Source organism: Micromonospora hortensis (assembly GCF_022230935.1).
Lineage (GTDB): Bacteria > Actinomycetota > Actinomycetes > Mycobacteriales > Micromonosporaceae > Micromonospora > Micromonospora hortensis.
The window spans coordinates 1-22744 of record NZ_JAKKFE010000043.1 but is presented as its reverse complement, the minus strand read 5'-3'; the positions used below and the strand labels follow the sequence as shown (position 1 = coordinate 22744).

The 22744-nt window shown below is 72.0% G+C and carries 20 protein-coding genes; 8 read left to right on the top strand and 12 right to left on the bottom strand.

Annotation, left to right across the window (positions count from 1 at the left end):
- Positions 1 to 33: 33 nt before the first annotated feature.
- The 5 genes from NIE111_RS26090 (at position 34) to NIE111_RS26070 (ending at position 4047) form a co-directional block, all read left to right on the top strand.
- The gene (locus NIE111_RS26090) at positions 34 to 864 is read left to right on the top strand and encodes an NmrA family NAD(P)-binding protein (protein WP_238686965.1); all 831 of its coding nucleotides are present in this window, start codon (positions 34 to 36) and stop codon (positions 862 to 864) included.
- Between the two features lie 79 nt (positions 865 to 943).
- Positions 944 to 1987 (top strand): SEC-C domain-containing protein, encoded by a 1044-nt coding sequence (locus tag NIE111_RS26085; protein WP_238686964.1) that lies wholly within the window; start codon positions 944 to 946, stop codon positions 1985 to 1987.
- Positions 1988 to 2076: 89 nt separating this feature from the next.
- The gene (locus NIE111_RS26080) at positions 2077 to 2823 is read left to right on the top strand and encodes a metallophosphoesterase (protein WP_238686963.1); all 747 of its coding nucleotides are present in this window, start codon (positions 2077 to 2079) and stop codon (positions 2821 to 2823) included.
- A 2-nt stretch (positions 2824 to 2825) separates the two neighbouring features.
- Positions 2826 to 3461, top strand: coding sequence for a LysE family translocator (locus NIE111_RS26075; protein ID WP_238686962.1), 636 nt, complete (start codon positions 2826 to 2828; stop codon positions 3459 to 3461).
- Positions 3462 to 3552: 91 nt separating this feature from the next.
- Positions 3553 to 4047, top strand: coding sequence for a DUF2231 domain-containing protein (locus tag NIE111_RS26070; protein ID WP_238686961.1), 495 nt, complete (start codon positions 3553 to 3555; stop codon positions 4045 to 4047).
- A gap of 10 nt (positions 4048 to 4057) precedes the next feature.
- On the opposite strand, the gene NIE111_RS26065 is transcribed toward NIE111_RS26070, so the two are convergent.
- The 12 genes from NIE111_RS26065 to NIE111_RS26010 form a co-directional block, all read right to left on the bottom strand.
- Entirely contained in the window at positions 4058 to 4501 is a 444-nt protein-coding gene (locus NIE111_RS26065; RefSeq protein WP_238686960.1) for a DUF1801 domain-containing protein, read from the bottom strand.
- 164 nt (positions 4502 to 4665) lie between these two features.
- On the bottom strand, positions 4666 to 8007 hold the full coding sequence (locus tag NIE111_RS26060) for a S8 family serine peptidase (protein ID WP_238686959.1): 3342 nt from the start codon (positions 8005 to 8007) through the stop codon (positions 4666 to 4668).
- A gap of 101 nt (positions 8008 to 8108) precedes the next feature.
- Positions 8109 to 9101, bottom strand: a complete 993-nt coding sequence (locus NIE111_RS26055; RefSeq protein WP_238686958.1) for an LLM class flavin-dependent oxidoreductase — start codon at positions 9099 to 9101, stop codon at positions 8109 to 8111.
- On the bottom strand, positions 9098 to 9424 hold the full coding sequence (locus tag NIE111_RS26050; protein ID WP_238686957.1) for a TIGR04076 family protein: 327 nt from the start codon (positions 9422 to 9424) through the stop codon (positions 9098 to 9100). Before NIE111_RS26050 ends, NIE111_RS26055 begins: the two co-directional genes overlap by 4 nt.
- The gene (locus NIE111_RS26045; protein ID WP_238686956.1) at positions 9421 to 9792 is read right to left on the bottom strand and encodes a nuclear transport factor 2 family protein; all 372 of its coding nucleotides are present in this window, start codon (positions 9790 to 9792) and stop codon (positions 9421 to 9423) included. Before NIE111_RS26045 ends, NIE111_RS26050 begins: the two co-directional genes overlap by 4 nt.
- Positions 9793 to 9830: 38 nt before the next feature.
- Positions 9831 to 11474 carry a DUF885 domain-containing protein gene (locus tag NIE111_RS26040; RefSeq protein ID WP_238686955.1) on the bottom strand — a complete coding sequence of 548 codons (1644 nt, stop codon included), beginning with the start codon at positions 11472 to 11474 and terminating at the stop codon, positions 9831 to 9833.
- The gene (locus NIE111_RS26035; protein ID WP_238686954.1) at positions 11471 to 12709 is read right to left on the bottom strand and encodes an amidohydrolase family protein; all 1239 of its coding nucleotides are present in this window, start codon (positions 12707 to 12709) and stop codon (positions 11471 to 11473) included. Before NIE111_RS26035 ends, NIE111_RS26040 begins: the two co-directional genes overlap by 4 nt.
- An 8-nt stretch (positions 12710 to 12717) precedes the next feature.
- On the bottom strand, positions 12718 to 13695 hold the full coding sequence (locus NIE111_RS26030; RefSeq protein ID WP_238686953.1) for an ABC transporter ATP-binding protein: 978 nt from the start codon (positions 13693 to 13695) through the stop codon (positions 12718 to 12720).
- Positions 13692 to 14669 (bottom strand): ABC transporter ATP-binding protein, encoded by a 978-nt coding sequence (locus NIE111_RS26025; RefSeq protein ID WP_238686952.1) that lies wholly within the window; start codon positions 14667 to 14669, stop codon positions 13692 to 13694. The genes NIE111_RS26030 and NIE111_RS26025 overlap by 4 nt, the downstream gene beginning before the upstream one ends.
- A gap of 1 nt (position 14670) precedes the next feature.
- Positions 14671 to 15570, bottom strand: a complete 900-nt coding sequence (locus NIE111_RS26020) for an ABC transporter permease (RefSeq protein WP_238686951.1) — start codon at positions 15568 to 15570, stop codon at positions 14671 to 14673.
- A complete protein-coding gene (locus tag NIE111_RS26015; protein ID WP_210786304.1) occupies positions 15567 to 16652 on the bottom strand; it encodes an ABC transporter permease in 1086 nt (361 codons plus the stop codon). Before NIE111_RS26015 ends, NIE111_RS26020 begins: the two co-directional genes overlap by 4 nt.
- Positions 16653 to 16662: 10 nt before the next feature.
- On the bottom strand, positions 16663 to 18267 hold the full coding sequence (locus NIE111_RS26010; protein ID WP_238686950.1) for an ABC transporter substrate-binding protein: 1605 nt from the start codon (positions 18265 to 18267) through the stop codon (positions 16663 to 16665).
- A 290-nt stretch (positions 18268 to 18557) separates the two neighbouring features.
- On the opposite strand from NIE111_RS26010, the gene NIE111_RS26005 reads away from it, so the two are divergent.
- The 3 genes from NIE111_RS26005 to NIE111_RS25995 all read left to right on the top strand — a co-directional run.
- The gene (locus NIE111_RS26005) at positions 18558 to 19094 is read left to right on the top strand and encodes a helix-turn-helix domain-containing protein (RefSeq protein WP_124772961.1); all 537 of its coding nucleotides are present in this window, start codon (positions 18558 to 18560) and stop codon (positions 19092 to 19094) included.
- 139 nt (positions 19095 to 19233) lie between these two features.
- Positions 19234 to 21117 carry a Xaa-Pro dipeptidyl-peptidase gene (locus NIE111_RS26000; RefSeq protein ID WP_238686949.1) on the top strand — a complete coding sequence of 628 codons (1884 nt, stop codon included), beginning with the start codon at positions 19234 to 19236 and terminating at the stop codon, positions 21115 to 21117.
- A 1124-nt stretch (positions 21118 to 22241) separates the two neighbouring features.
- Positions 22242 to 22744, top strand: a 503-nt coding sequence (locus NIE111_RS25995) for a C39 family peptidase (protein WP_238686948.1), incomplete at its 3' end; no start/stop codon positions are given.

Sequence of the window (22744 nt, the reverse complement as noted above, 5' to 3'; positions counted from 1 at the left end):
CCCGCCCTCGACCGGGCGCGTTGACTCGTGGTCATGACGACTGACGCACCTTCGATTCTCGTGATGGCCGGCACCGGCAAGACCGGTCGCCGGCTGGTCCGGACGCTGCGGGCGACGGGCCGGCACGTCCGGGCGGCCTCCCGCTCGGGTGAGGTGCGGTTCGACTGGTCGCGGCCGGCCACCTGGCAGCCGGCCCTGGAGGGCGCCTCGGCGGTCTATCTGCTGGCTCCGGAGGACCCCGCGCCGGCGGCCGACTTCGTGACCCAGGCGGTCGACTCGGGTGTCGGCCGGTTCGTGGCGCTCTCCGGCCGGGGAATCGACCGAGTCGATGGCTTCTCCCCCGGCATGCTCGCCGCCGAGGAGGCGGTGCGGAAGTCCGGCATCGAGTGGACGATCATCCGGGCGAACAACTTCAGTCAGAACTTCAGCGAGGACCTGTGGCGCCAACCACTGCTCGACGGTCGGCTGGCCCTGCCGATGGGCGCCACGCCGGAGCCGTTCGTCGACGTCCAGGACGTCGCCGATGTGGCCGCGACCCTGTTGACGTCGCCCGGTCACCACGAACAGGTGTACGACCTGTCCGGTCCTCGTGCGCTCACCTTCGCCGAGGCGGTGGCGACGATCGCCCGGGTGACCGGCCATTCGATCCGCTACGTGGAACTCACCCCGGAGCAGTACCACGTCGAGCTGCTCGCCGAGGGTTATCCGGCGGAGACGGCCACGGCGCTGAACGCCCTGTTCGCCGGGATGCGGGCGGGCCATCTCGCCGAACCGACCGACGGGGTGCGTCGGGTTCTCGGACGGGACCCGCTCGACTTCGACACCTACGCCACCCGGGCTGCGGCGGCCGGCGCGTGGTCGTAGCCCGCCCCCGGGCGGCATGAGAGCGGCGTAACAGGTGATCTGCCCGCATACCGTGAGCACCCCGACGTACCGTGAGATCGTGCCGACGAGAGAGATACTCACCAAGGCTGACCTCGCCGACCTTCGCCGTTCGGCGCTCGGGAAGGCCGATCCGCTCGGTGTCGCCGCCACCCTCGCGCAGGCCGCCGAGCAGGGCCGGCTGGAGGACCCGGACGACGCCGGGGACGCGCTGACACTGGCCGCCGAGATCGCGGAGATCCGGGCCAGGCCCGAGGCCGCGCTGCGGTACGCCGAGCAGGCCCTGGAGGCGTATCCGTCCGGCGATGATCCTCGGGCCGGGTTCGCCCGGGCGCTGCGGGCCCGCGCCCTGTTCCGGGCCGGTGGGCGCGACGACGAGGCGATGGCGGAGTTGACCGCGTTGCGCCCGTTGCTGCTCGTGCAGCCCGACGCTCCCGCCTACGTCAGCGCCGCGCTGGACGCCGGTGGGCGTTCGGCGACCGCCGAGACGTGGCTGAGCGAGGCGGTCGACACAGTGCTCAACGAACGCGCGACCGCCGCGTCCGGGCCGGCCAGCACCACGATCGACCCGGTGGTCGATCTCGGTCCGCCGGACGCGCCCGGTGTCACCTTCTTCCTGTTGCAGCAACGGCATCGGGTACGCCGGAATCTGAACCTGCCGCACGACCGGCAGGACGACCTGGCGGACCGGTTGGAGACCCAGCTCGTGCGTCGGGCCGGGGAGCGTCGGGACGCCGAGTCGGATCTGCTCTTCTGGCCGAGGGCCGAGTTCGATCGCCTGCTCGCCGAGCACCCCGCCCTCACCGAGGTGTACGGGCCGGACTGGGACGCTCACCGGGGCCGGTTGGAGACGGAGTTGGTTCGGCTGCGGGGTGCCGGTCAGGCGGGGTTGGGCGTGTTCGGCGCGACGGTGGCCGGGTTGACCGCGTTCGCCGGTCGGCGCGGCGGCGATCCGGCCGACGCGGCGGTCCGGGCCGGCTACGCGGCCGAGGTGTCGGCGCGGCCCAGCGCACGGATCGCCTGGCCGCCGGAGCGCAACGACGCCTGCTGGTGTGGGTCGGGTCTCAAGTACAAGAAGGACTGCCTGCCGCGCTCGCGGAGCTGACCGCGGCGGCTATCGCGCTGCGGTGGCCGACCTGACCCGGAGTAGCGTCCCTAACGGCTTCGACACCAATAGCCATTAGGAGGGCCTTCGTGCTGGTCATCGCGCATCTCAGTGACACCCACCTCGACTGCCATCCCCGGTCGGCCGAGCGGACCGCCCGGGTCATGGACTACCTGCACGGCCTGCCGCGACCTGTCGACGCCATCCTGATCACCGGGGACGTCGCCGAGCACGGCGAGGTGGCCGAGTACGAGACCGCCGCGAGGCTCTTCGACTCCCCGCTGCCGGTCATGGTCTGCCCCGGCAACCACGACGTGCGCGACGCGTACCGCAAGGGTCTGCTCGGTGACGACCGCGGCGGCGCGGGCCCGATCAACGCCCGCCACGACGTGGCCGGGGCGGTCTTCCTCCTCGCCGACTCCTCAGTGCCCGGCGCGGACGACGGTCACCTGGACGAGGAGACGATGGCCTGGCTCGCCGACGAGTTGGGTTCGGTGTCGGCCGCAACGCCGACGTTCATCGCCCTGCATCACCCGCCGGTGGTGCTGCACCACCCGGTCATCGACCCGATGCGGCTTCTGCCGGCCGACCCCCTGGCCGAACTCGTCGCCGCCCACCCGCAGGTCGTCGCGGTGCTGACCGGGCATTTCCACACCGCTGCCGCGAGCACCTTCGCGGGCCGTCCACTGCGGATCGCCCCTGGTGTGGTCTCCACGCTGCGGATGCCGTGGGAGGGCGAGGGCCCGTTGACCACCCAGACGCAACCGCCCGGCGTCGCGTTCCACGTGTACGACGACGCCGGGCTGCTCACCACCCACTACCGGGTGGTGGTTTGAGCGTGCACGGGGTCGCGGTGCTCGGCTTCCTGCTCGCCGTCGCGCCGATCACCGCCACGCCGGGCGCGAGCCTGACCCTGGTCGTCTCGCGGGTCGCCAGCGGCGGGCGGCGGCAGGGCTGGTGGGTGATCCTGGGTACGGTGACCGGGCTCTACGTGCACGCCACGCTGGCCGCTGTCGGCCTGGCCGCGCTGGTGCTCCGCTCGTCGCAGGCGTTCTGGGTGGTCAAGCTGGTCGGCGCTGCCTACCTGGTCGGGCTCGGGCTCTGGATGCTCTGGTCCGCGTCACGCCGTCGCGTGCGGGCGGGACGGCGGCCGGCGGTTTCCGCCCGAAGGCTGCCCTGGCGCGTGGACCACCCGTACCTGCAAGGGTTGCTCGGCAACGTGCTGAATCCCAAGGCCGCCGCCATCTACCTGACGTTGGCGCCACAGTTCCTCGAACCGGGCCGACCGGTGCTGGTGCCGATGCTGCTGCTCGCCACCGCGCACGCCGCGTTTGCCACCTGTTGGCTCGCCGGCTGGACGGTCGTCTCCGGCGCCGCCGCCCGGTTGCTGCGCACCGCATCGGTGCGACGACTGCTCGATCGGCTGACCGGCGTGCTGCTGGTCGGCCTCGGCGTCCGTGCGGCGGCGACCTGAGCGATCGCCGGGATGACACGCCCGCGTGGTACCGATAGCGTCCCTGTGTGGACGATCAACGTCCAGGCCGATGCCACCGGAGGAGACGCCGATGTTCGAGGAGTTCATGGGCATCCCGGCCCACCCTCTGCTGTTGCACGCCGCTGTCGCGTTCGTGCCGCTGCTGGCCCTGCTGACTGTCGGTTACGCGTTCGTCCCGCCGATCCGGCCGCACACCCGGTGGGTGCTGGGGCTGCTGGCCGTGGGCGCGCCGGTCGCCGCCCTGCTGACGAAGCTTTCCGGCGACGCCTTCCTCGAGCGGCTGCGCGCCGCCAACCGGGTCACCCCCGAGTTCCTGCCGAAGCTGGAGGCGCACCAGGAGTTCGGTGACATGACGCTCTACACCAGCATCGGGTTGGGCGTGGTGGCCCTGGCGCTGGTCCGGCTCGTCCCGCCGAGGGCCGCCGACGCCAGCGCGGATGGACGGCCCCGTCAGCCGCTGACCCTGGCGTTGCAGGTGTTGTCGCTGGTGGCCGCCGCCGTCACCGTGTATTACGTGGTGCGCACCGGCGACTCCGGGGCGAAGGCGGTCTGGGAGGGCCAGTGACGTCGGCGGTTCATCGGCGGCTGGCCCGGTCGACGCCCCTGTGCGCCTGGACGGTCCGCTCGATCAGCTGCCGCAGCACGCTCTCGTCGACGTCGTCGAGCCGCTTCAGGTAGATGCACCCCTTTCCGGCGCGGTGCGAGCCGAGCCGGGCAAGGAGCGCGGCGTCCCGCTCCTCGAGACCGTCGCCGGTGAGGTAGAGGACGAGGTGTTGTTTGCGCGGCGAGAACCCCACCAGGGCCGCGTCGCCACTACGCCCGCTCTCGTAGGTGTAGTGGTAGCTGCCGAAGCCGACGATGCTCGGGCCCCACATCACCGCCGGCTCCCCGGTCAGCTCACCCATGATCGCGCGGAGCCGCCCTGCGTCGGCCCGCCTACGTTCGTCGGGGATGCTGGCCAGGAAGTCGTCGACGCTGATCGCGGTCGGAACGGTTGCTGGCTGCTTCGCTGTGGCCATGACGTGATGCTGTCACCTGCCTACGACGAGAACCGCCTCAACGGTCAGGCAACCTCGTCGCGTGTTCGCCAGGAGAGCGCCACGAGCCACCCCGAGATGAGCACCGCTCCGACGGCAATGTGGTGCGACCCGGCCGGAGCCGGGCCGCACCACAGTGTCGACGATCAGCCGGCGTGGTACGCCCGGATGATGGTCTGGTCGATTCCGCTACCGCCGTTGGCTGCGGCCTTCACCCGCAACGACACGGGCTGCCCGGCGACGGCCGTCGGCAGCGCGACCCGGTAGCTGTCGCCGCTGCCGGTGACCCAGGCCGACTTCCAGGTGGCACCGTCGTCCGTCGAGGTCCAGACCTGGAACGACGTCACCTTCTGCGCCTTGATGCCCCGCATCTGCCGGACGGCGAGTTCCGCCGTTCCGCCGGTGGCGTGGTTGTTGGTGTCCATCGGCAGCGCGTAGTCCACGGCGAGCAGCGGCAGCGGGACGCTCCCGGTGCCGTCCGGCCCGGCCGACCGGAACGTCCACGACGTGTTGACCTTAGTGGAGATCGGCAGGATCAGGCTCGTGTCGACGTCGAGGGTCAGCCGGTAGTCGGCCACCTGCTGCGGCACTGTGAAGTCGGCGAGCGGGCGGTCCCGCTCCTCGACCAGTTTCCCGTCGCGGTACAACGACAGCTTGCGGTTCACCCCGATCGCGGAGCCCTGGAGGCAGTCGGCCCGCTGGTGCTGGTCGGTCAGCGACACCAGGTCGATGTGCAGGTTGCCCCGGGTCCGTGCCGGCGCGGTGGCGCAGCTGTGGTCGACGCCGGCCGGGTCGTCGTACCAGCCGGAGTGCAGCGGCTGCCGCGCCCAGACCTTGGTCTGACGGCTGCCCGGCTGGTAGGTGCGGGGGGCTTCCTGGGCCGACAGACCACCGTAGACACCCTCGTCGGCCCAGCGGTAGCCGGCCGAGAGGTAGTCGGTGCGGTACGGCGGCAGGTTGCCCTCGTGGGTCTGCGTCACCGGCACCCCGTCCGCGGTGAAGCCGCTGCGGATCAGTTGGGTGACCATCCCCTCCGAGTCCACCTGGTGGAAGCGCTCCTCGATCCGGGCGAGTGTGGCCTGCTCGGCCATGTTCACCCGGAAGGCGGGGTCGGTCGGCACGCCGACCGCGTACTCGTGCACCAGGTTGTAGCGGTACGGCGTGGCGGTGCCGGCCGGCGAGTCCAGGTTGACCGCCGCCCAGGTGCGCCGGGAGCCGACGGTGGGCTTGGGCAGCGCTGTGGTGCGGACCGTCGTCTTCGCCCCGTACCCGCTGATCTGGTGCCACCAGGACAGGCCGTTCGGCGCGGTCTGGACGTTGGTGAGGTCGGTCCGGGTGGGCGTGGTGGGCACCCCGTCGACAGTCGCCGTCACCGGCTTGGCCCGCGCCGGGTCGAGCGTCACGCTTCGGGCGCCGCGCACCTCCAGGTCGGTTTCGGCGGCGAGCGTCGTCTCCAGGACGTCGCTGTCGACGTAGTAGGCGACGGACGCGCCGAGGATCGCGTACCGGCCGGCCGGCACCCGCACCGTGAAGGTGTCTCCGGGCGTGCCGCCCGCGCCGCCGTAGTAGATCACCGGGTCGGTGAGGTTGGTGACCATCAGGTTGATCCAGCTCTCCGCGCCGTCCTTCAGGCCCGGCATCGGCTTCGTCTGGATCGTCAGGTCGTAGCTGGGCTGCTCGACGAAGAAACTCACCGGGGTCGTCGCGACCAGCTTGCGGCCGGAACGGGCGGTGACGGTGGCCAGGTAGAAGCCCGGTCGGGCGGCCAGCGCCGCACGGTTGACCCGCAGGGTCGCCGCGGCGGTGGCGCCGTGCTTGAGCGTCAGCCGGGTCGTCGAGAGCGACGCCGCGCCGCGCGGCACCGGTTGGCCGTCGTGGTTGACGATCGACACGTCGAGGTCGAGAACGGCCGTCGACTCACCGGTCCAGGTCAGCTTCGTCTCGCTGGTCCCGGACTGCGGGTGGGCGAAGGTGCCGAGGTTGACCACCGGCTGGTTGCTGGTGGTGCCGCCGAGGGCCCGGACCGCGTTGAGCCGACCGGCGCCGACGGCGTACGGGTCGATGCCACTGAGCGGGTCGGCGGCGCCGACGAGGGCGGCCTTGAGTCGCTCACCGCTCCAGTCCGGGTGGCGCTGGGCGAGCAGCGCGGCGGCGCCCGCCGCGTGCGGGCTCGCCATCGAGGTGCCGCTGATGGCCTCGTAGTACCTGTCGATCGGGTCCTGGAGGTTGGTGCCGGCGGCCCGGGCGGCGACGATGTCGACGCCGGGGGCGACCAGTTCCGGCTTGGCCACGTTGCTGGTGACCAGCGGCCCACGGCTGGAGAAGTCGGCGAGCTTGTCGTTGCGGTCGACAGCGCCGACGGTCAGCGCGCTGGCGGCCGAGCCCGGCGAGGAGATGGCGCCGCCGCTGTTGCCGGCGGCGATGACGAAGAGCGCGCCGGTGGACTTGCTCAGAGCGTCGACGGCGAGCGACAGCGGGTCGCTGCCGTCGTCCGGGTCGCTGCCGCCGAGGCTCATGTTGATGACGTCGGCCCGGGTGGCGGCCCACTCCATGGCGGCGATGATGCCGGAGTCGTCGCCGAAGCCGTTGTCGTCGAGAACCTTGCCGACCACCAGCTTGGCGTCCGGTGCCACGCCGCGACGCTGACCGTGGGCGGCCGCGCCGGTGCCGGCGATGGTCGAGGCGACGTGCGTACCGTGGCCGTTGTGGTCGACGGCGTCACCGCCCTCGACGGTGAAGTCGGCCCGGTCGGCGACCCGGCCGACCAGGTCCGGGTGGGTGAAGTCGGCACCGGTGTCGAGCACCGCTACCCGGACGCCCTTGCCGGTGTAGCCGGCCTTCCAGGCGTCCGGCGCGGCGATCTGGCCCAGGTTGCGGTCCAGGCCGGCCGGCCGTCCACCGCCGGTCAGGGCGGTGGCCCGGACCTTGCGGTCGAGCCAGACCTTCTTCGCGCCGGCGAGCAGCGAGTTGGTGGCGAGCTTCGCCGTGGCCGGGCTCTTCTTGGGTACGCGGCCGGCGACCGCTCCGATGCTGGGCAACGACAGCACGTCACCGAGCGCGGCCACCCGGGCGGACGCGGTGGCGGGCTGCACGATGAGCGGCAGCTCGGCGGCGTTGTCGTCGTCGTAGCCGTCGGCGATCAGCGTGGTGACGTCGAACAGGTCGGGGTCGAGGACCGAGCCGAGTTGGGGCGCGACGCGGGCGGGGATGACGTGCAGGTGACCGTCGGGGCCGCAGCTCTGGTGGATCACCGCGTTCTCGTCGGCCGGCCGGATCGTGGCCTGTGGGCAGCCCGATCCGGTGTCTCGTACGGTCACCACGTCCCCGGTCAGCAGGGTGACGGTGTGCGTCTTGCCGTCGGCCGTGGCTGCGGGTGCGCCGGTCCGACCGATGTCGCTGGGTCCGGCCGTGGCGGCGCCGCCCGGTAGGGCGGTCAGCGTCGTGGCCGTGACGGCGACGGCCAACAGCCATCGCGTTTTCCTGAGCATGTCGCTCCTCGTCTAATGTGGACGAAACCGCCTCTTCGGACGACTCCGGCAAGATCATATGCAGATGAACGATCTTCGGGGAGCCTTCGACGAGGAGGTTTTCACGCCCGTAACAGTGGGAGCACCCGCCTGCCGAGCAGGTCGATGCCGCCGTGCGGCGTCAACCCGTGCGGGGTGCCGAACTCCACCCGGCTCGCCCCGGCGTCGAACACCGCCGCGGCCTGTCCGGCGACGTGCTCGGGCGTGCCGGAGAAGGCGAACAGATCGAGCAGGTCGTCGCCGATCAGCGCGCCGGCGAGGTCGTCCTCCCGCCGGCCGACGTGCTGCTTGATCCGGGCCAGCAGCTCCGGGTCCACCTCGATCGTCGGGTCGAGGGCGGCGACCACCGCGAGGTACATGGCCACCTCACGGCGGGCCACCCGGCGCGCCAGCGCGCCGTCCTCATCGACGACGGTGACCGCGCCGAGCACGACACCGGTGCCGTCGCGGTCGGCGACCGCCGCGTCGTCCAGCCAGGCGCGCATCATCCGGGCCATCGCCGGGTTGGCCGACCCGCCGACCTTGACCTCGCCGGCGAAGCCCGCCGCTGCCCGCGCGGTCTGCCGCCCCCACGTGCCGACGAGGACCGGCACGTCGGCACGGGCCGGTGTGTACCGCAGCGAGGTGCCCGGCGCGACTGTGAACTCCCCGCCCTGGAAACCACTGTCGTCGCCGGCGAGCAGCAGCCGTACGACGGCGACCGTCTCGACGATGCGCCGGATCGGACGGACCTGCGGCACACCGATCTCGTTGAGCCAGGTGCCCCGCGCCAGGCCCAGGTACGCCCGGCCCCGTGAGGCCAGGTCCAGCGCGGCCACCTGACCGGCCACCTCCACCGGGTGCATGGTGAAGGGGTTGAGGCACGCCGCGCCCAGGCGGATCCGCCGGGTGTGCCGGGCCGCCACCAGCAGCGGGAAGATCGGGGGTTGGTACATCAGGTCACCGAAGACCGACAGCACGTCGAAGCCGTGCCGCTCGGTCAGTTCGGCCAGCTCCGCGTACTCGTCGGCGGACTTGTCGGACTGTAGGCCGATGCCGACCAGCCCAGCGCTCACGTCAACTCCTCGGTGGGGATGCGCTGAAGGCCGGTTCGTTCGATGCGCATGATGAGCCGCTCGTCCGGGTCCGGGCAGGCGACGTGGCTGTCCCGGGCCATCCAGTCGCCCTCGGCCAGCGCCCGCTGCTTCGCCGGCAGCAACGGCAGGCACGCCGCCAGGGCGTAGAGGCAGAAGTGCCCCCCGGCGGGGATGGTGAGTCGGTTGGAGCCGGTCAGGTCGATGTGGTCGCCCGGTTTCAGGCCGCACACCGAGCGGCCCTCGATCCGCTCGACCACGATCCGCAGGTCGTACAGGTCGGTGGTGGGTTCCTCGGCGCTCATCGCACGGCCTCCGCGTGGTGGTGCACGATGCGCCAGGAGCCGTCCTCGCGGCGCAGGACGTCGGTCACCCGGAAGCACTCGTCCGGCCGGTTGTCGGCGAAGCGGGCCCGCAGCACGTAGCGGACCAGACCGGTGTTGCCCCAGGCATCGGCGCGCAGGTGTTCCGGCGCCACCGAGATCGGCGCCGGCCCCGTCGCCCGGGTCGCCCGCCGGTCCCGCAGGTCGTCGAGCGCCGGCAGGCCGGACAGCAGTCCGTCGGCGTCGGACTCCCAGAACGTCAGGTCCGGGTGCAGGTGCGCGTCGAAGGCCTGCCGGTCGCCGAGGGACCGGTACAGGTCGGTGATGGTGGTGCGGAGCTCATCGCTCATCGGCTGTCACTTCCGATCGGGTACGGCGGTGCGGGGGGTCAGGGCAGGTCGGCCAGGCGGGCGCGGAGCGGGTCCAGTCCCATGGGTCCGAGCGCCAACGCGGTGTGGTGAAAGCGTTTGCGGTCGAAGGCCGCACCCTCGCGGCGCTCGGCGTCCCGGCGGGCCTGCTGCCACAGCCGCGCGCCGACCTTGAAGGCCAGGGCCTGCGCCGGCCAGCCGAGATACCTGTCGACCTCGAAGCGCGCGGTCTCGGCGTCCAGGCCGGCGACGCGGGTGAGGACGTCCACCGCGAGCGCGGGCGTCCAGCGGCGTTCCTCGGTGAAACCGTTGCCGGCCGGGATCGGCAGCCCGAGGTGCAGGCCCAGGTCGATGACCACGCGAGCGGCCCGCCACATCTGACCGTCGAGCATGCCGAGCCGCTCGGCCGGGCCGGCGTACAGGCCGATCTCGTCGGCGAGGCGCTCGGCGTAGTGCGCCCACCCCTCGGCGTACCCGTGCACCTGGCAGAGGGTGCGCTGCCATGGGTGCAGGGCGGCGGTGGTGAGGGTGACGGCGTGCTGCAGGTGGTGGCCGGGCAACCCTTCGTGGCAGAGCGTGCCGACGTGCCGCCACACCGGCACCGTCGACTCGCCAGTAGGCACCGACCACCAGATCGCGCCGGGACGCGTCAACGCCGGGTCGGGAGGCGTGTAGTACATGACCCCGGACGTGGCGGGGCTGATCCGGCACACCACCCGGCGCGTGGCGAACGGAATGTCGAAGTGGGTGCCGTCGAGGGCATCAGTCAGCTGCTCGGTGCGCTGGCGCAGCCACTCCTCCAGGGCGGGCCCGGCCGCCACCCGACCGGCCGGGTCGGCGTCCAGGGCCGCCCGCGCGGCGGCCACCCGCGAGTGGCCCAACTCGCCCGCGACGGTCCGCAGCTCGGCGGCGGTGCGGGCCAACTCCGCCCAGCCGTACGCGTACACCTCGTCCAGGTCGACCGTCGCGCCGAGGAAGCTGCGGGCGGTGACCCGGTACAGGTCGTCGCCCACACCGTCCACAGCGGACGCGGCGGGTGCCAGCTCCGCGCGGAGGAACGCGGCGAAACCGGCGGTGGCGGCGGTCGCCAGCCGCGCACCCAATTGCAGCTGCGCGGCGAGTGTGCCGCCGGAGTAGCCGTCCACCAGCCGCCCGTAGAAGTCCGCGCGGGTCCAGGCCATGCACTGGTTGGCGACCACGAGCACCTGCCGGCGGGCGACCAACTGTCCGCGCTGCGCCGACCGACGCAGCGTTTCGGCGTACCGGGCGAGGGCCTCGGGCATCTGGCGCAGGTGGACGGCGACCACCGCCCAGTCGTCCTCGGTGTGCCGGGGCAGGGTGTCGAAGAGCTGCCGGAGCAGGTGCACCGGGGTGGCAAGCGGGGCGAGCAGTCGGGTGGTGAAGCCCGCGTCGTACAGGTCGACCTCACTGGCCAGCCGGTCCAGCAGGGCGTCGGCAAGGGACCGCTCACCGGGGCCGTGCGTGGTCGCCGCGGCGGCGACCGTCGCGGTGCGTCGGGCCAGCTCGGCGCGGCCGTCGAACCCCTCCGGCGAGAGATCCGGGACGTGCGACACCGGTGTACGCCCCACCGCCTCGGCCGCCTGCGGGTCCAGCTCGGCGAGCGCGTCGAGGTACCCGTCGGCGACCCCGGTGATGCTGCTCATCGCGGCACGCCGAGCCGGCCGTGGTCGTCGCGGTACGCCACGCCGCCCTTCAGCACCGCGTGCAGGGTGCGCAACGCGGAGACCGAACGGGTCGGGTCGTCGCGCAGCACCAGCAGGTCGGCGTGCTTGCCGGCCTCGACGGTGCCGAGGGCGTCGGCGCGACCCAGCCACTGCGCGGGGCGGGTGGTGGCGGCCTTGAGCGCGTCCGCGACGGGCATTCCCGCGTCCACCATGAACTCCAGTTCACGGACGGTCGCTGTGGTCTCGTCGTAGCCGGCGTGCGGGGGCATGTCGCTGCCCAGGGCGATCGGCACGCCGTTGCGGATGGCGTGCTGGAGGCTTTCCCAGTGTCGGGGTCCGGCCGCGAGGGCCCGGTCCATCAGCCAGCCGGGCACCCCGGAGTCGCGGAAGAACTGCTCGCAGCGGCTCACCACGATCGTCGGCACGTACCAGACACCCCGGTCGGCCATCAGTCGGGTGACGTCGTCGGTCAGCTCGTACCCGTGCTCGACGCAGTCGAGGCCCAGCTCGACGGCGCGGCGGACCGAGTCGGCCGGGCCGGCGTGCGCGGTGACCTTGCGCCCCCAGTCGTGCGCCACGCGGATGACCGCTGCCATCTCGTCGTCGAGCAGTTGCGGGGTGTCGATCGCCTCGTGCTGGCCGGCGATCCCGCCGGAGATGCAGACCTTGATCAGGTCGGCGCCGGCGCGGAGCTGTTCGCGGGTGGCCCGCCGGAACCCGTCAGCGCCGTCGGCCTCCAGGGCGTCGGCGTCCCAGCCGTGCCCGCCGGTGCAGCAGAGCGCGTGCCCGGCGGTGAAGATGCGCGGGCCGTCGACAGCACCGGCCTCGATCCCCCTGCGTAGGGCGAAGTCGGCGTATCGGCTCTCCCCGACGAGGCGGGCGGTGGTGACACCGGAGTGCAGGGTGCGCCGGGCCGAGTCGGCCATCAGCAGCACCAGCTCGGCCAGGTTCGCGCCGTGCACCGTGTCGGCGAGGTGGCCGGGCAGCCCCAGCGAGAGGTGGACGTGCATGTTGGTCAGACCCGGCATGACGTGCTCGCCGCCCAGGTCGACCACGCGGGCCGCGCCGGCCTCGGCGAGGACGTCGTCGACCTGACCGACGGCACGGATCATCCCCTCGGCGTCGATCCAGATGCCGCGATCCGGTTGGAGGGCGTCCTGGACACCGTCGTAGAGGGCGAGATTGACCAGGACCTGTTCGGTGGGCTTGCGCATGGGCGTCCTCAGAGTGAGCGCGCGGCGGTCGGGGCCGTCGCGGAGTCGGTGAGCCAGCAGGCGACGCTGCGGCCGCCCAGGTCGACTGTGGGTGGCTGCTCCCCGCAGGGCGCGAACGCGTGCGGGCAGCGTGGCCGGAAACGGCACCCGGTGGGCGCGTTGGCCGGGTCGGGCACCTCCCCGGCGAGGATGGCGGGCAGGCGCGGGGTGGTCCCGATCTGCGGCACCGCGTCGATCAACGCCCGGGTGTACGGGTGTCGGGGCTCGCGCCACAGCTCGCGGGTGGGTGCGGCCTCGACGATCCGGCCCAGGTACATCACGGCGGTCACGTCGGCGATCTCGTGCACCAGCGCCAGGTCGTGGGAGATGAAGAGCATGCCCATGTCGAGGTCGCGGACCAGCCCGACGAGCAGGTTGACCACCTGGGCCTGGGACGAGGCGTCCAGCGCGGTGACCGGCTCGTCCGCGATGATCATCCGGGGTTCCGGGGCGAGCGCGCGAGCGATCGCCAGACGCTGCCGCTGACCGCCGGAGAACTGGTGCGGATACCGCTGGGCGGCACTGGTCGGCATGGCCACCCGTTCGAGCAGCTCGTGCACCCGGGCTCGGCGGGCCGACCCGGTGACCGCGGCCGGCACGCCGTCGAGGAGTTGGGAGCCGATGGTGCGCCGGGGGTTCAGCGAGGCGTACGGGTTCTGGAAGACCATCTGGAGGCCGACCTCGGCGCCGGAGCGGGGCCGCCAGCCCAGCGGGGTGACCGGTCGGCCGGCGTACTCGACGGTGCCGGCGCTCGGTGCGCTCAACCCGACCGCGACGCGGGCCAGTGTGGACTTGCCGCAGCCGGACTCGCCGACCAGCCCGACGATCTGGCCGGGCGACACCTCCAGGCTGACCCCGGCGACGGCCCGCACCCGGCCACGCCCTCGGGAGCGGTACTCGACCTCCACGTCGGTGAAGGACAGTCGCGCGGGCGCTGTGGTGTTCACGCGGCCACCTCCAGGTGCGGACGGACCACGCAGGCCACCGATCGGTCGGCTCCGGCGGGGGTGAGCGGGGGCGGGGCCTCGCCGCAGGACGGTTCGGCGTACTCGCAGCGGGGTTGGAACGGGCAGCCCGGCGGCGCCTCTCCGGGTGCCGGCGGGGCGCCCGGGATGGGCCGCAACGTCCCGCCGGTCTGGGTGCCGTGCGGTCGGGCGCCGAGCAACGCGGCCGTGTACGGGTGGGTGGGGGCGGTGAGCAGGCTGCCCGTCGGGCCGGTCTCGACGACCCGTCCGGCGTAGAAGATGTAGCCACGGGTGGTGAGGGCGCTGAGCACCCCGAGGTCGTGGGTGATGAACGCGACGGCCAGCCCGGTCTCGGCGCGCAGCCGTTCCAGCAGGGCGAGGATGCCGGCCTGCACCGTGACGTCGAGGGCGGTAGTCGGTTCGTCGGCGATCAGCAGTCGGGGCCGGGCGGCCAGCGCGATGGCGATGGCCACCCGCTGCCGCATTCCGCCGGAGAACTGGTGCGGGTACGCGCGCAGCGCCCGCTCCGGGTCCGGGATGCGAACCTGATCGAGCAGCTCCACCGCGCGGCGGCCGGCAGCTCGACGGTCCATCCGCAGGTGCACCCGCATGTGCTCGGTGAGCTGCCGCCCGACAGTGAGCATCGGGTGCAGGGCCGCGCTCGGATCCTGGAAGACCATGGCGATGCCGGCGCCACGGACCCGCTGCCAGCCCCGGGCGTCCAGGTTCAGCAGTTCGGTGCCGGCGTACCGGGCCGAGCCGGTGACCGCAGCCCCCGGGGGCAGCAGCCCGAGCAGGGTCTGCGCGGTGAGGCTCTTGCCGCAGCCGCTCTCCCCCGCGATGCCGACCAGTTCCCCCTCGTCAACTGTCAACGACACGTCGTGCAGGATCGGCAGCGGGCCACGCGGTGAGGGCAGAGTGACGGCCAGGGAGTCGACGTCGAGCAGCGGTGCCACCTCAGCGTCCCTTCGTGTAGCGGGGGTCGAGCCGGTCGCGCAGCGCGTCGCCGAGCACGTTGAAGGCCATCACCACGGTGAGGATGGCGAGGCCGGGGAACACGCTGACCCACCACATCGACAGGTCCTGCGCGCCGAGGGCCACCATCGAGCCCCACTCGGCGGCCGGCGGGCGCGGGCCCAGGCCGAGGAACGACAGGGCCGCGAGCAGCAGCACCGCGTTGCCCAGCTCCAGGGTGGCCAGCACGATCGCCGGGCCGATGCTGTTGGGCAGCACGTCGCGGCGCAACGCCCGGATCGGCCCGACGCCGAGCAGGCGGGCGGCGTTGAGGTAGTCGTCGCCGCGCATGCTCAGCACGGCGCTGCGGATCACCCGGGCGTAGACCGGCCAGGAGACGATGACAAGGGCCAGCACGGCGTTGCGGGTGTTCGGGCCGAATGCCGCCGTCACCGCCATGGCCAGGATGATCTGCGGGAACGCGAACACCAGGTCGGTCAGGCGCATCAGCGCCTCGTCGACGAACCGGCCGACGTATCCGGCGACCAGCCCGAGCAGCCCGCCGACAAGCAGGGCAAGGGAAACGATCGCCAGGGCCAGCGGAATGGACAGGCGGGCGCCGTGGACGACCCGGCTGAGGATGTCGCGGCCGAGCGAGTCGGTGCCGAACCAGTGCGCCCCGGAGGGCGACGCGTACGTGTCGGCGCTCTGCGCCAGCGGGTCGTACGGTGCGACGACGTCGGCGAGCAACGCCAGCAGCAACCACCCACCGAGGATGGTCAACGCCACCACTGTGACCGGCTGACGCCAGACCGGTCGGCTGGTCGAGCCGCCACGCAGTCGGCCGAGCCAGCGGCGTCGGCCCAGGGCCTGCTCCGCCTTCGGGTCTGCACGTGTCGTCATGACAACCGGATCCTCGGATCGATGAGCCCGTACAGCAGGTCGACGGTCAGGTTGACCAGCGTGTAGACCAGTGCCACGAAGAGGCTGACGCCGAGGATCGCGGGCAGGTCCAGCGCCGTGGCGCTGCGGTACGCGTACTGGCCGACGCCGGGCCAGCCGAAGATGCTCTCGACCAGCACCGTCCCGGAGAGCAGCGAGGCGAACGCCAGGCCGGAGACGGTGACCACCGGGACGAGGCCGGCGCGCAGCAGGTGCCGGCGCAGCACCACCCGGGTCGGCAGACCCTTGGCGTACGCGGCCCGGATGTAGTCCTGCTGGAGCACCTCGAGCATCGCCGAGCGGACGAAGCGGACCAGCATCGCCACCGTCAGCGAGGTCAGCACCAGCACCGGTAGGGACAGGTGCTGGGCGGCGTCCCAGGCGACGTCCCACTGCCCGGCGAGCGCCCCGTCGACCGTGTACATGCCGGTGACGGTGGGCGGCGGGCTGAAGTCCGTGGAGAGTCGTCCGCCGCTGGGGGCCAGGCCGAGCTGGTAGAAGAAGACGTAGAGCACCACCAGGGACAGCCAGAACGGCGGGGTTGACAGCCCGAGCAGGGCGCCGACCCGGACCAGTTGGTCGGTGAACCGGCCGTTGCGGACCGCCGCGAGCATGCCGACACCGGTGCCGATGAGCAGCGCCAGCACCATGCTCGGCAGAGCCAGCTCCAGGGTCGCCGGCACGTAGTGCAGCAGGTCGTCCAGGACGGCCCGCCCGGTCTGCTGGGAGTGGCCGAGGTCGCCGTGCAGCAGGTTGCCCAGGTAGTGCAGGTACTGGGCCCAGAGCGGCTGGTCCAGGCCCCACTTCTCGCGGAAGGCGGCCACCGCGGCGGGGTCGTTGAGCGCCTGGTCGGAGAGGTTGGCGGTGACCGGGTCACCGGGCACCACGTTGACCAGACCGAACGTCACCACTGTGACGCCGAGCAGCAGGCCGGCGGTGACCGCCACCCGCTTGGCCAGGAAGGTCAGCAGCGGGTGGGCACCCCGGGGCCGGGACGCGGTCGTGGCGACCGCGCCCGGCTCACCGTCGTGGACTGTCGTCATGTCGTCGGGACTACTTGCGGCCGACCGCGGCGACGTCCACCTGCCAACCGGCGGCGGTGTAGTCCGCCCCGGTCAGGTCAGTGGTCGCCACGACGGTGGAGGAGTTGCTGGCCAGCACGAGGTACGGCGAGGACGCGTTCATCAGCCGCTGCCACTCCTGCATGGCGGTGGCCCGGCCGGCCAGGTCGAGGGTCGCGGTGACCTTCCTGCCGGCGGCCACCACTGCCGGGTCGGCCCGCTCGACCGTCCAGCCGGAACGCAGCGCGGTCGCCTGGCCCGGTGCCATGTTGTTGATCAGTGAGTCGGCGACCGGGTAGTTCAGGCTCTGCGGGGTGAATCCGAGGGGTGACTTCCCGCCGCGCATCTCGTCGAGGAACGTGGTCAGCGGCTGCGGGTTGAGTTCCAGCTTGATGCCGGCCTCGGCGGCGTCGCCCTGCACCTTGGTGGCCACAGTGCCGAGGTCCACACCCTTGTAGGTGATGGCCGGGTAGGTGAACTTCACCGTCGGGTTGGTCAGGCCGGCCTCGGTGAGCAGCGCCTTGGCCTTTGCCACGTCCCGCTTGGACTCCTCGCCGGCCGGCAGGGCGCCCGGGAAGGCGGGCGCGACCAGCCCGGCCCCGGGGGCGGCGCCCTTGCCGTACAGGGCGGCGATGCCCTGGTAGTCGATCGCGGCGCGCAGGGCCTGGTTGAACTTCGGGTTCGAGGTGACCGCCGAGACGCCCGGGTCGGCGTTGAGGAAGAGGAAGTAGACGGTGTCCTGCACTCCGGAGGTCTGCAGGGTGCCCGGCAGTCCGTCGAGGAGCTTGCCGGAGATGTCCAGGGAGATCTCGGCGGCCTCGGCGCGCTGCATGGTCAGCTTCTGGGTCTGCACATCCATGTTGCGCAGCACCACCCGGGAGAACTGCGGCTTCGTGCCCCAGTACTTCGGGTTGGCCTCCAACACCACCTGCGACGAGGGGTCGTAGGACTTCAGCACGTACGGGCCGCTGCCGACGGAGTTGGTGTCCAGGTACTGCTGCGCGGTGTCGCCCTGGGCGGCGTCGGCACCGTCGCGGGCGCCGTGCTCCTTGGCGACCTTGGAATTGATCACCGCTGTGGACGGCATCGACAGCACCACCGGAATGTTCGGGTCGGGGGTGGCCGAGGCGACCACGACTGTGCTGTCGTCGGTCTTGGTCACGGTCAGGCCGCTGACGGTGACCGCGGGGCTGCCCTTGATGTTCTTCAACCGGTTGAGCGAGAAGACGACGTCGTCGGCGGTGAGCGGGCTGCCGTCGGCGAACGTCACGCCCTGCCGCAGCTTGAAGGTGAACGTCGTGGCGTCCGGCGACGCCTGGTACGACTCGGCCAGCGCGGGGACCGGCTTACTCACGTCCGAACCCTTGAAGGTGAGCAGGGTGTCGTAGAGGGCGTGCACGGCGGTCAGACCGGTTGCCTCGTAGACCCGGCCGGGGTCGAGGGTCTTGAGCACGAACGAGGTGTTCACGGTGAGGGTCTTCGCCGTACCGTTCGCGTTTCCACCACTGCCGCCGGCGCTGCAGGCGCTGACGGAGAGGATGGCCAGCGTCGCCAGAGCGGACGCTCCGGCGAGGAGCCGGCGGGGAGACACCGACATGCTGTTCCTACCTTCGTATCGCGCGGCCCGCCGTGCGGGATCCGCGGGGCGTCGACGTCCGGCGGGCGACACCACGCATCGGCCGGGCCGATGGGATGACGGCGTCGCGGGCTTCTCGGGGGCGTCGTCTCGGGGTTGGATGTAGACCGGGCGGCAGGCGTCCGGCTCGCGCCTCGATGCGGCTTGTTCACCTGAGCTGAACATCGCCGCCTGATGTTTAGTGATCCTAAACATGGCCGTATAGTTTGGTCAATCAAGATTCAGCCACACTGTATTTGGAACGAGGACACATGCTCGGTGACCGACTCCGCGATCTGCGTCAGCAGCACTCCCTCACGCTGCGTCAGCTCGCCACAGCCGCCGACGTGTCCCCCGCCCTGCTCAGCCAGATCGAGAACGGCGCGACCGACCCCAGCCTCTCCACCCTGCGGAAGCTCGCCCAGGTCTTCGACACCTCGATCGCGGAGCTGTTCTCCGAGCCCGAGGCGCCACCCGTGCACGTCAGCCGCGTCGGCGCCCGGACCAGACTGGCCGCGCCACCCGGCCAGATCACCTACGAACGACTCACCCCCGGCCGCGGCGACCTGGAGGTGCTCCAGGCCCACCTCGCACCCGGCGACGCCAGCTCGGCCGAACCGTGGGCGCACCCGTCGACCGAATGCGCGATCGTCATCACCGGCGAGGTCGTCGCCGAGATCGGCGGTGAGTCGTACACCCTCACCGCCGGCGAGTCGGTCACCTTCGACTCGCGCCTGGCGCATCTCTACCGCAACGCCAGCGACCAGCGCGCCCACCTGATCATCGCGGTGACGCCACCGACCCCCTGACCGACCCCGCTGACCGACCACGGTGGACAGGCGAGGGGATCGACGGGACGCCCCGGCGGACCTAGCATGACCACGAATGGATCTTCGAGATTGGCCCCTGCCGACCCCCGGCGACCAGCCCAACCGAAGGGAGACGCGCATGCGTCGACCCCGTCATCTGGCACTCCTGAGCGTCGGCGTGTCCGGCGCTCTGGCCCTCAGCGCAGCCCCACCCGCAGCTGCCGCCCCGCCCACGCCCACCACGCCCACCGGCATCGTGGTCAGTGACGGCATGACCCAACCGGTGTTCTCGCTCGCCGACGCGATCGAGGAGCGGGTGTTCGTCCAGACCACCGTGGACACCGACCACGACGGTCGGCCCGACCGGGTGGCGATCGACATCTCCCGCCCCCGGGAGACCGCCACCCAGGGCTTCAAGGTGCCTGTCATCTTCGAGCACAGCCCGTACCGCAAGGGCACCTGGGGCGACGTGCCGTACCCGAGCGTGCTGGTCGACGACCTGCCGCAGAACGGCCTGACCGACCGCGACGGACGTCGCGCCCTCGACGCCGGCGCACAACGGGCCCAGGCCAAGGCCAACCTGCCCGGCTCGCTGGACGACTACTACGTGCCCCGCGGGTACGCGGTGGTGCTCGGCCAGAGCGTCGGCACCGGCGACTCGGACGGCTGCCCGACCAGCGGGGACCAGGCCGAGACGCTCGGCACCAAGGCGGTCATCGACTGGCTCAACGGCCGGGCCAAGGGGTACGACGCGAACGGCGCCGCGGTCACCGCCGGCTGGACCACCGGCGCCGTCGGCATGACCGGTGTCTCCTACAACGGGACGCTGCCCAACCAGGTGGCCACCACAGGCGTCAAGGGGCTCAAGACCATCGTGCCGGTTTCCGCGATCAGCAGCTGGTACGACTACTACCGGGCCAACGGTCTGGTAGTCGCGCCCGGGACGTTCCAGGGCGAGGACCTCGACATCCTGGCCCAGTACACCGCCGGGCAGGCCCGCGCCGAGGGGCAGTGCGCCGACGAACTCGCGGAGATCACCGCGAAGCAGGACCGGGTCACCGGCGACTACTCGACGTTCTGGCGCGACCGCGACTACCTCGACGCCCGCGACGTCAAGGCCAGCGTCTTCGTCGTACACGGCCTCAACGACTGGAACGTGAAGACCGAACACTTCGCCGGCTGGTGGGACCAGCTCGCCAAGCGCGACGTCCCCCGCAAGATCTGGCTGCACCAGGGCGGCCACGGCGGTCCCGGCAGCAGCGCCTCGGTGACCCTGCCCAGCGGCCAGACGTGGACCTACAAGCAGACCGAGAACCGCTGGTTCGACTTCTGGCTGTGGAACGTGCGCAACGGCATCATGGACGAGCCGACGGCGGTGCTCCAGCGCGAGGACCGCGCCTACACCACGTACGCCAACTGGCCCGACCCGGCGGCGCGGGAGGTCGGCCTGCGCTTCGCGGCCACCGACGGCACCGCACCCGGCGCGCTCACCACCGGCAAGCCGCCGAAGGCCAAGATCGAGCAGAGCTTCGTCGACGAGGGCCGGACCATCCACCCCGACACCCTGGTGTCCAACCCGGACACCGCGAGCGCCAACCGACTCGCCTACCGCTCCCCCGAGCTGACGCAGAGCGTGCGCATCTCCGGGCGTCCGGAGATGCGACTGCGGATGGCGATCGACAACAAGCCGGACGCGAACCTCACCGCGTACCTGGTCGACTACGGCCCGGCCGGGTCGACCGCCGCCCCGACCGTGGTGACGCGAGGGTGGATGGACCCGCAGAACCGCAAGAGCGCCGCGCGCACCGAGCCGGTCAAGCAGGGCAAGCTGTACGACTACCGGTGGACCATGGAGCCGAAGGACTACATCTTCCCGGCGGGACACCGGATCGGCGTGGTCGTCTTCTCCAGCGACCAGGAGTACACCCTGCTGCCGTTGGGCGGCACCGAGCTGCGGGTCGCACCGAACGACAGCGAACTGCGACTGCCGGTTGTCGGCGGGCGGAGCGTCCTCGGGTTCTGATCCCGTCCCTGTGCTCCCGGGTGGGGCAGTCCGACATGTTCGGGCTGCCCCACCCGCACGTCGGGACCACCCCGCCGCCGTAGCCCCGCGCGTGCTACCGCGCAGGTGCCGCCCCGCAGGTGCCGCCGCCAGGTGTCGCCGCCCAGGTGCCGCCCCGCAGGTGCCGGTGAGCCGCCACCCGTCCGCCGTGCCGGGTTCGCGGCACACTGACGCCGCGTCGGACCGGCCGGCGCCTGCCCAGGTCCGCATGATCGTGCTCGATCCTGGTTGTAGTGGCCTCGTGGCATGGGGAAGGGCCTGTTTCCTGGATCGAGCACGATCTTGCGTCGGGTTCGCAGGGCGTGCTGACCCGGACCGGGCCAAACGACGCGCTAACCCGGACCGGGCCGCCGGGCTACACGACGCGCTAGGCCGGTCGTGGGCGCGCCGAACGGCCCAGACCGGCATGATCGACTCGACTTTCATGATGTCGGGGTGCCCCCGGCACCCGGACACCGCGACTGTCAAAACCCGAGTGGATCAGGTCGCCGTGGCCACCGTGTCGGGTTTGGCGGGCCGACAGGGTGAGTGTTTTGTCGGGTTTGACGTCGCGTGTCGGGTGATTGAGGCCACCCCGACGGCGGAATCGGTGGCCGGGCCGGGTCGTTATACCTGGCAGACCACCGCAACAGTCCGGGTCACGGTTGCGCCGGCCCCGCCAGCAACCAGCCGCCAGGCCCTCCCGCCGGGAGACAGCCGCCGGGAACATCCGCCAGGCCGCCCCGGTTACATCCCCCGCACCGCCGAGCACCACAACGGCGGCCGGGCGCGGCAGCCGCCGGGAACACCCGCCAGGCCGCCCCGGTTACCCCCCCCCCCCCGCACCGCCGAGCACCACAACGGCGGCCGGGCGCGGCAGCCGCCGGGAACACCCGCCAGGCCGCCCCGGTTACACCCCCCGTCCGGCCGAGCACCACAACAGGCCGACCCCCCGCGGGAATGACCCGCCACCGCGAACCGTTACACCCTGTCCCGACGCCGACCCCTCGTTGCGGGTCGCCGGGCACAAGCTTTCCCGCACGGTCGCACCACCCCCCTGTTGAGTGCCGTGCGGGCACACCCCCGATGCAGAGGAGCACGCCATCATGCGTACCGATCTGATCCGTAAGACCGCCCTCACCGCCGCCGGCCTCGCCTTCACCGGCGGCGCCATCGCCGGCCCCGTCACCACCGCCTTCGCCGCCCCCACCGGCAAGCCGGCCACGCAAACCCAGACCGACCGCAAGGGCCACGGCGAGCGGGAACTCGGCGTGCGCTACGAAGCACAGCCGAACTTCTACTACTGCGGGCCCGCCGCCACCCGCAACGCCCTGAGTGTGCAGGGCAAGAACATCAACGTCGACGACATGGCCAAGGAGATGGGCACCACCGAGGCCGGCACCAACTCCATCAACGACATCACCCCCGTCCTGAACAAGGAAACCGGCAAGAACGACGCCTACCGGTCGGTGGAGATCAGCACCCCCGACGCCGACGCCACGCAGACCGACAAGCTGCGCGCCGACATCGTCAAGACCGTTGACGACGGCCGGGCCGTGGTCGCGAACATCGCCGGCACCAGCCCCGACACCCACGGCGTCACCCACGC

What these genes read in the sequence shown, in the direction of transcription:
- NIE111_RS26090 (WP_238686965.1), top strand. Translation starts at nt 34, where the DNA reads ATGACGACTGACGCACCTTCGATTCTCGTGATGGCCGGCACCGGCAAG.
- NIE111_RS26070 (WP_238686961.1), top strand. Translation starts at nt 3,553, where the DNA reads ATGTTCGAGGAGTTCATGGGCATCCCGGCCCACCCTCTGCTGTTGCAC.
- NIE111_RS26065 (WP_238686960.1), bottom strand. Translation starts at nt 4,501, where the DNA reads ATGGCCACAGCGAAGCAGCCAGCAACCGTTCCGACCGCGATCAGCGTC.
- NIE111_RS26060 (WP_238686959.1), bottom strand. Translation starts at nt 8,007, where the DNA reads ATGCTCAGGAAAACGCGATGGCTGTTGGCCGTCGCCGTCACGGCCACG.
- NIE111_RS26050 (WP_238686957.1), bottom strand. Translation starts at nt 9,424, where the DNA reads ATGAGCGCCGAGGAACCCACCACCGACCTGTACGACCTGCGGATCGTG.
- NIE111_RS26045 (WP_238686956.1), bottom strand. Translation starts at nt 9,792, where the DNA reads ATGAGCGATGAGCTCCGCACCACCATCACCGACCTGTACCGGTCCCTC.
- NIE111_RS26040 (WP_238686955.1), bottom strand. Translation starts at nt 11,474, where the DNA reads ATGAGCAGCATCACCGGGGTCGCCGACGGGTACCTCGACGCGCTCGCC.
- NIE111_RS26035 (WP_238686954.1), bottom strand. Translation starts at nt 12,709, where the DNA reads ATGCGCAAGCCCACCGAACAGGTCCTGGTCAATCTCGCCCTCTACGAC.
- NIE111_RS26020 (WP_238686951.1), bottom strand. Translation starts at nt 15,570, where the DNA reads ATGACGACACGTGCAGACCCGAAGGCGGAGCAGGCCCTGGGCCGACGC.
- NIE111_RS26015 (WP_210786304.1), bottom strand. Translation starts at nt 16,652, where the DNA reads ATGACGACAGTCCACGACGGTGAGCCGGGCGCGGTCGCCACGACCGCG.
- NIE111_RS26010 (WP_238686950.1), bottom strand. Translation starts at nt 18,267, where the DNA reads ATGTCGGTGTCTCCCCGCCGGCTCCTCGCCGGAGCGTCCGCTCTGGCG.
- NIE111_RS26005 (WP_124772961.1), top strand. Translation starts at nt 18,558, where the DNA reads ATGCTCGGTGACCGACTCCGCGATCTGCGTCAGCAGCACTCCCTCACG.
- NIE111_RS26000 (WP_238686949.1), top strand. Translation starts at nt 19,234, where the DNA reads ATGCGTCGACCCCGTCATCTGGCACTCCTGAGCGTCGGCGTGTCCGGC.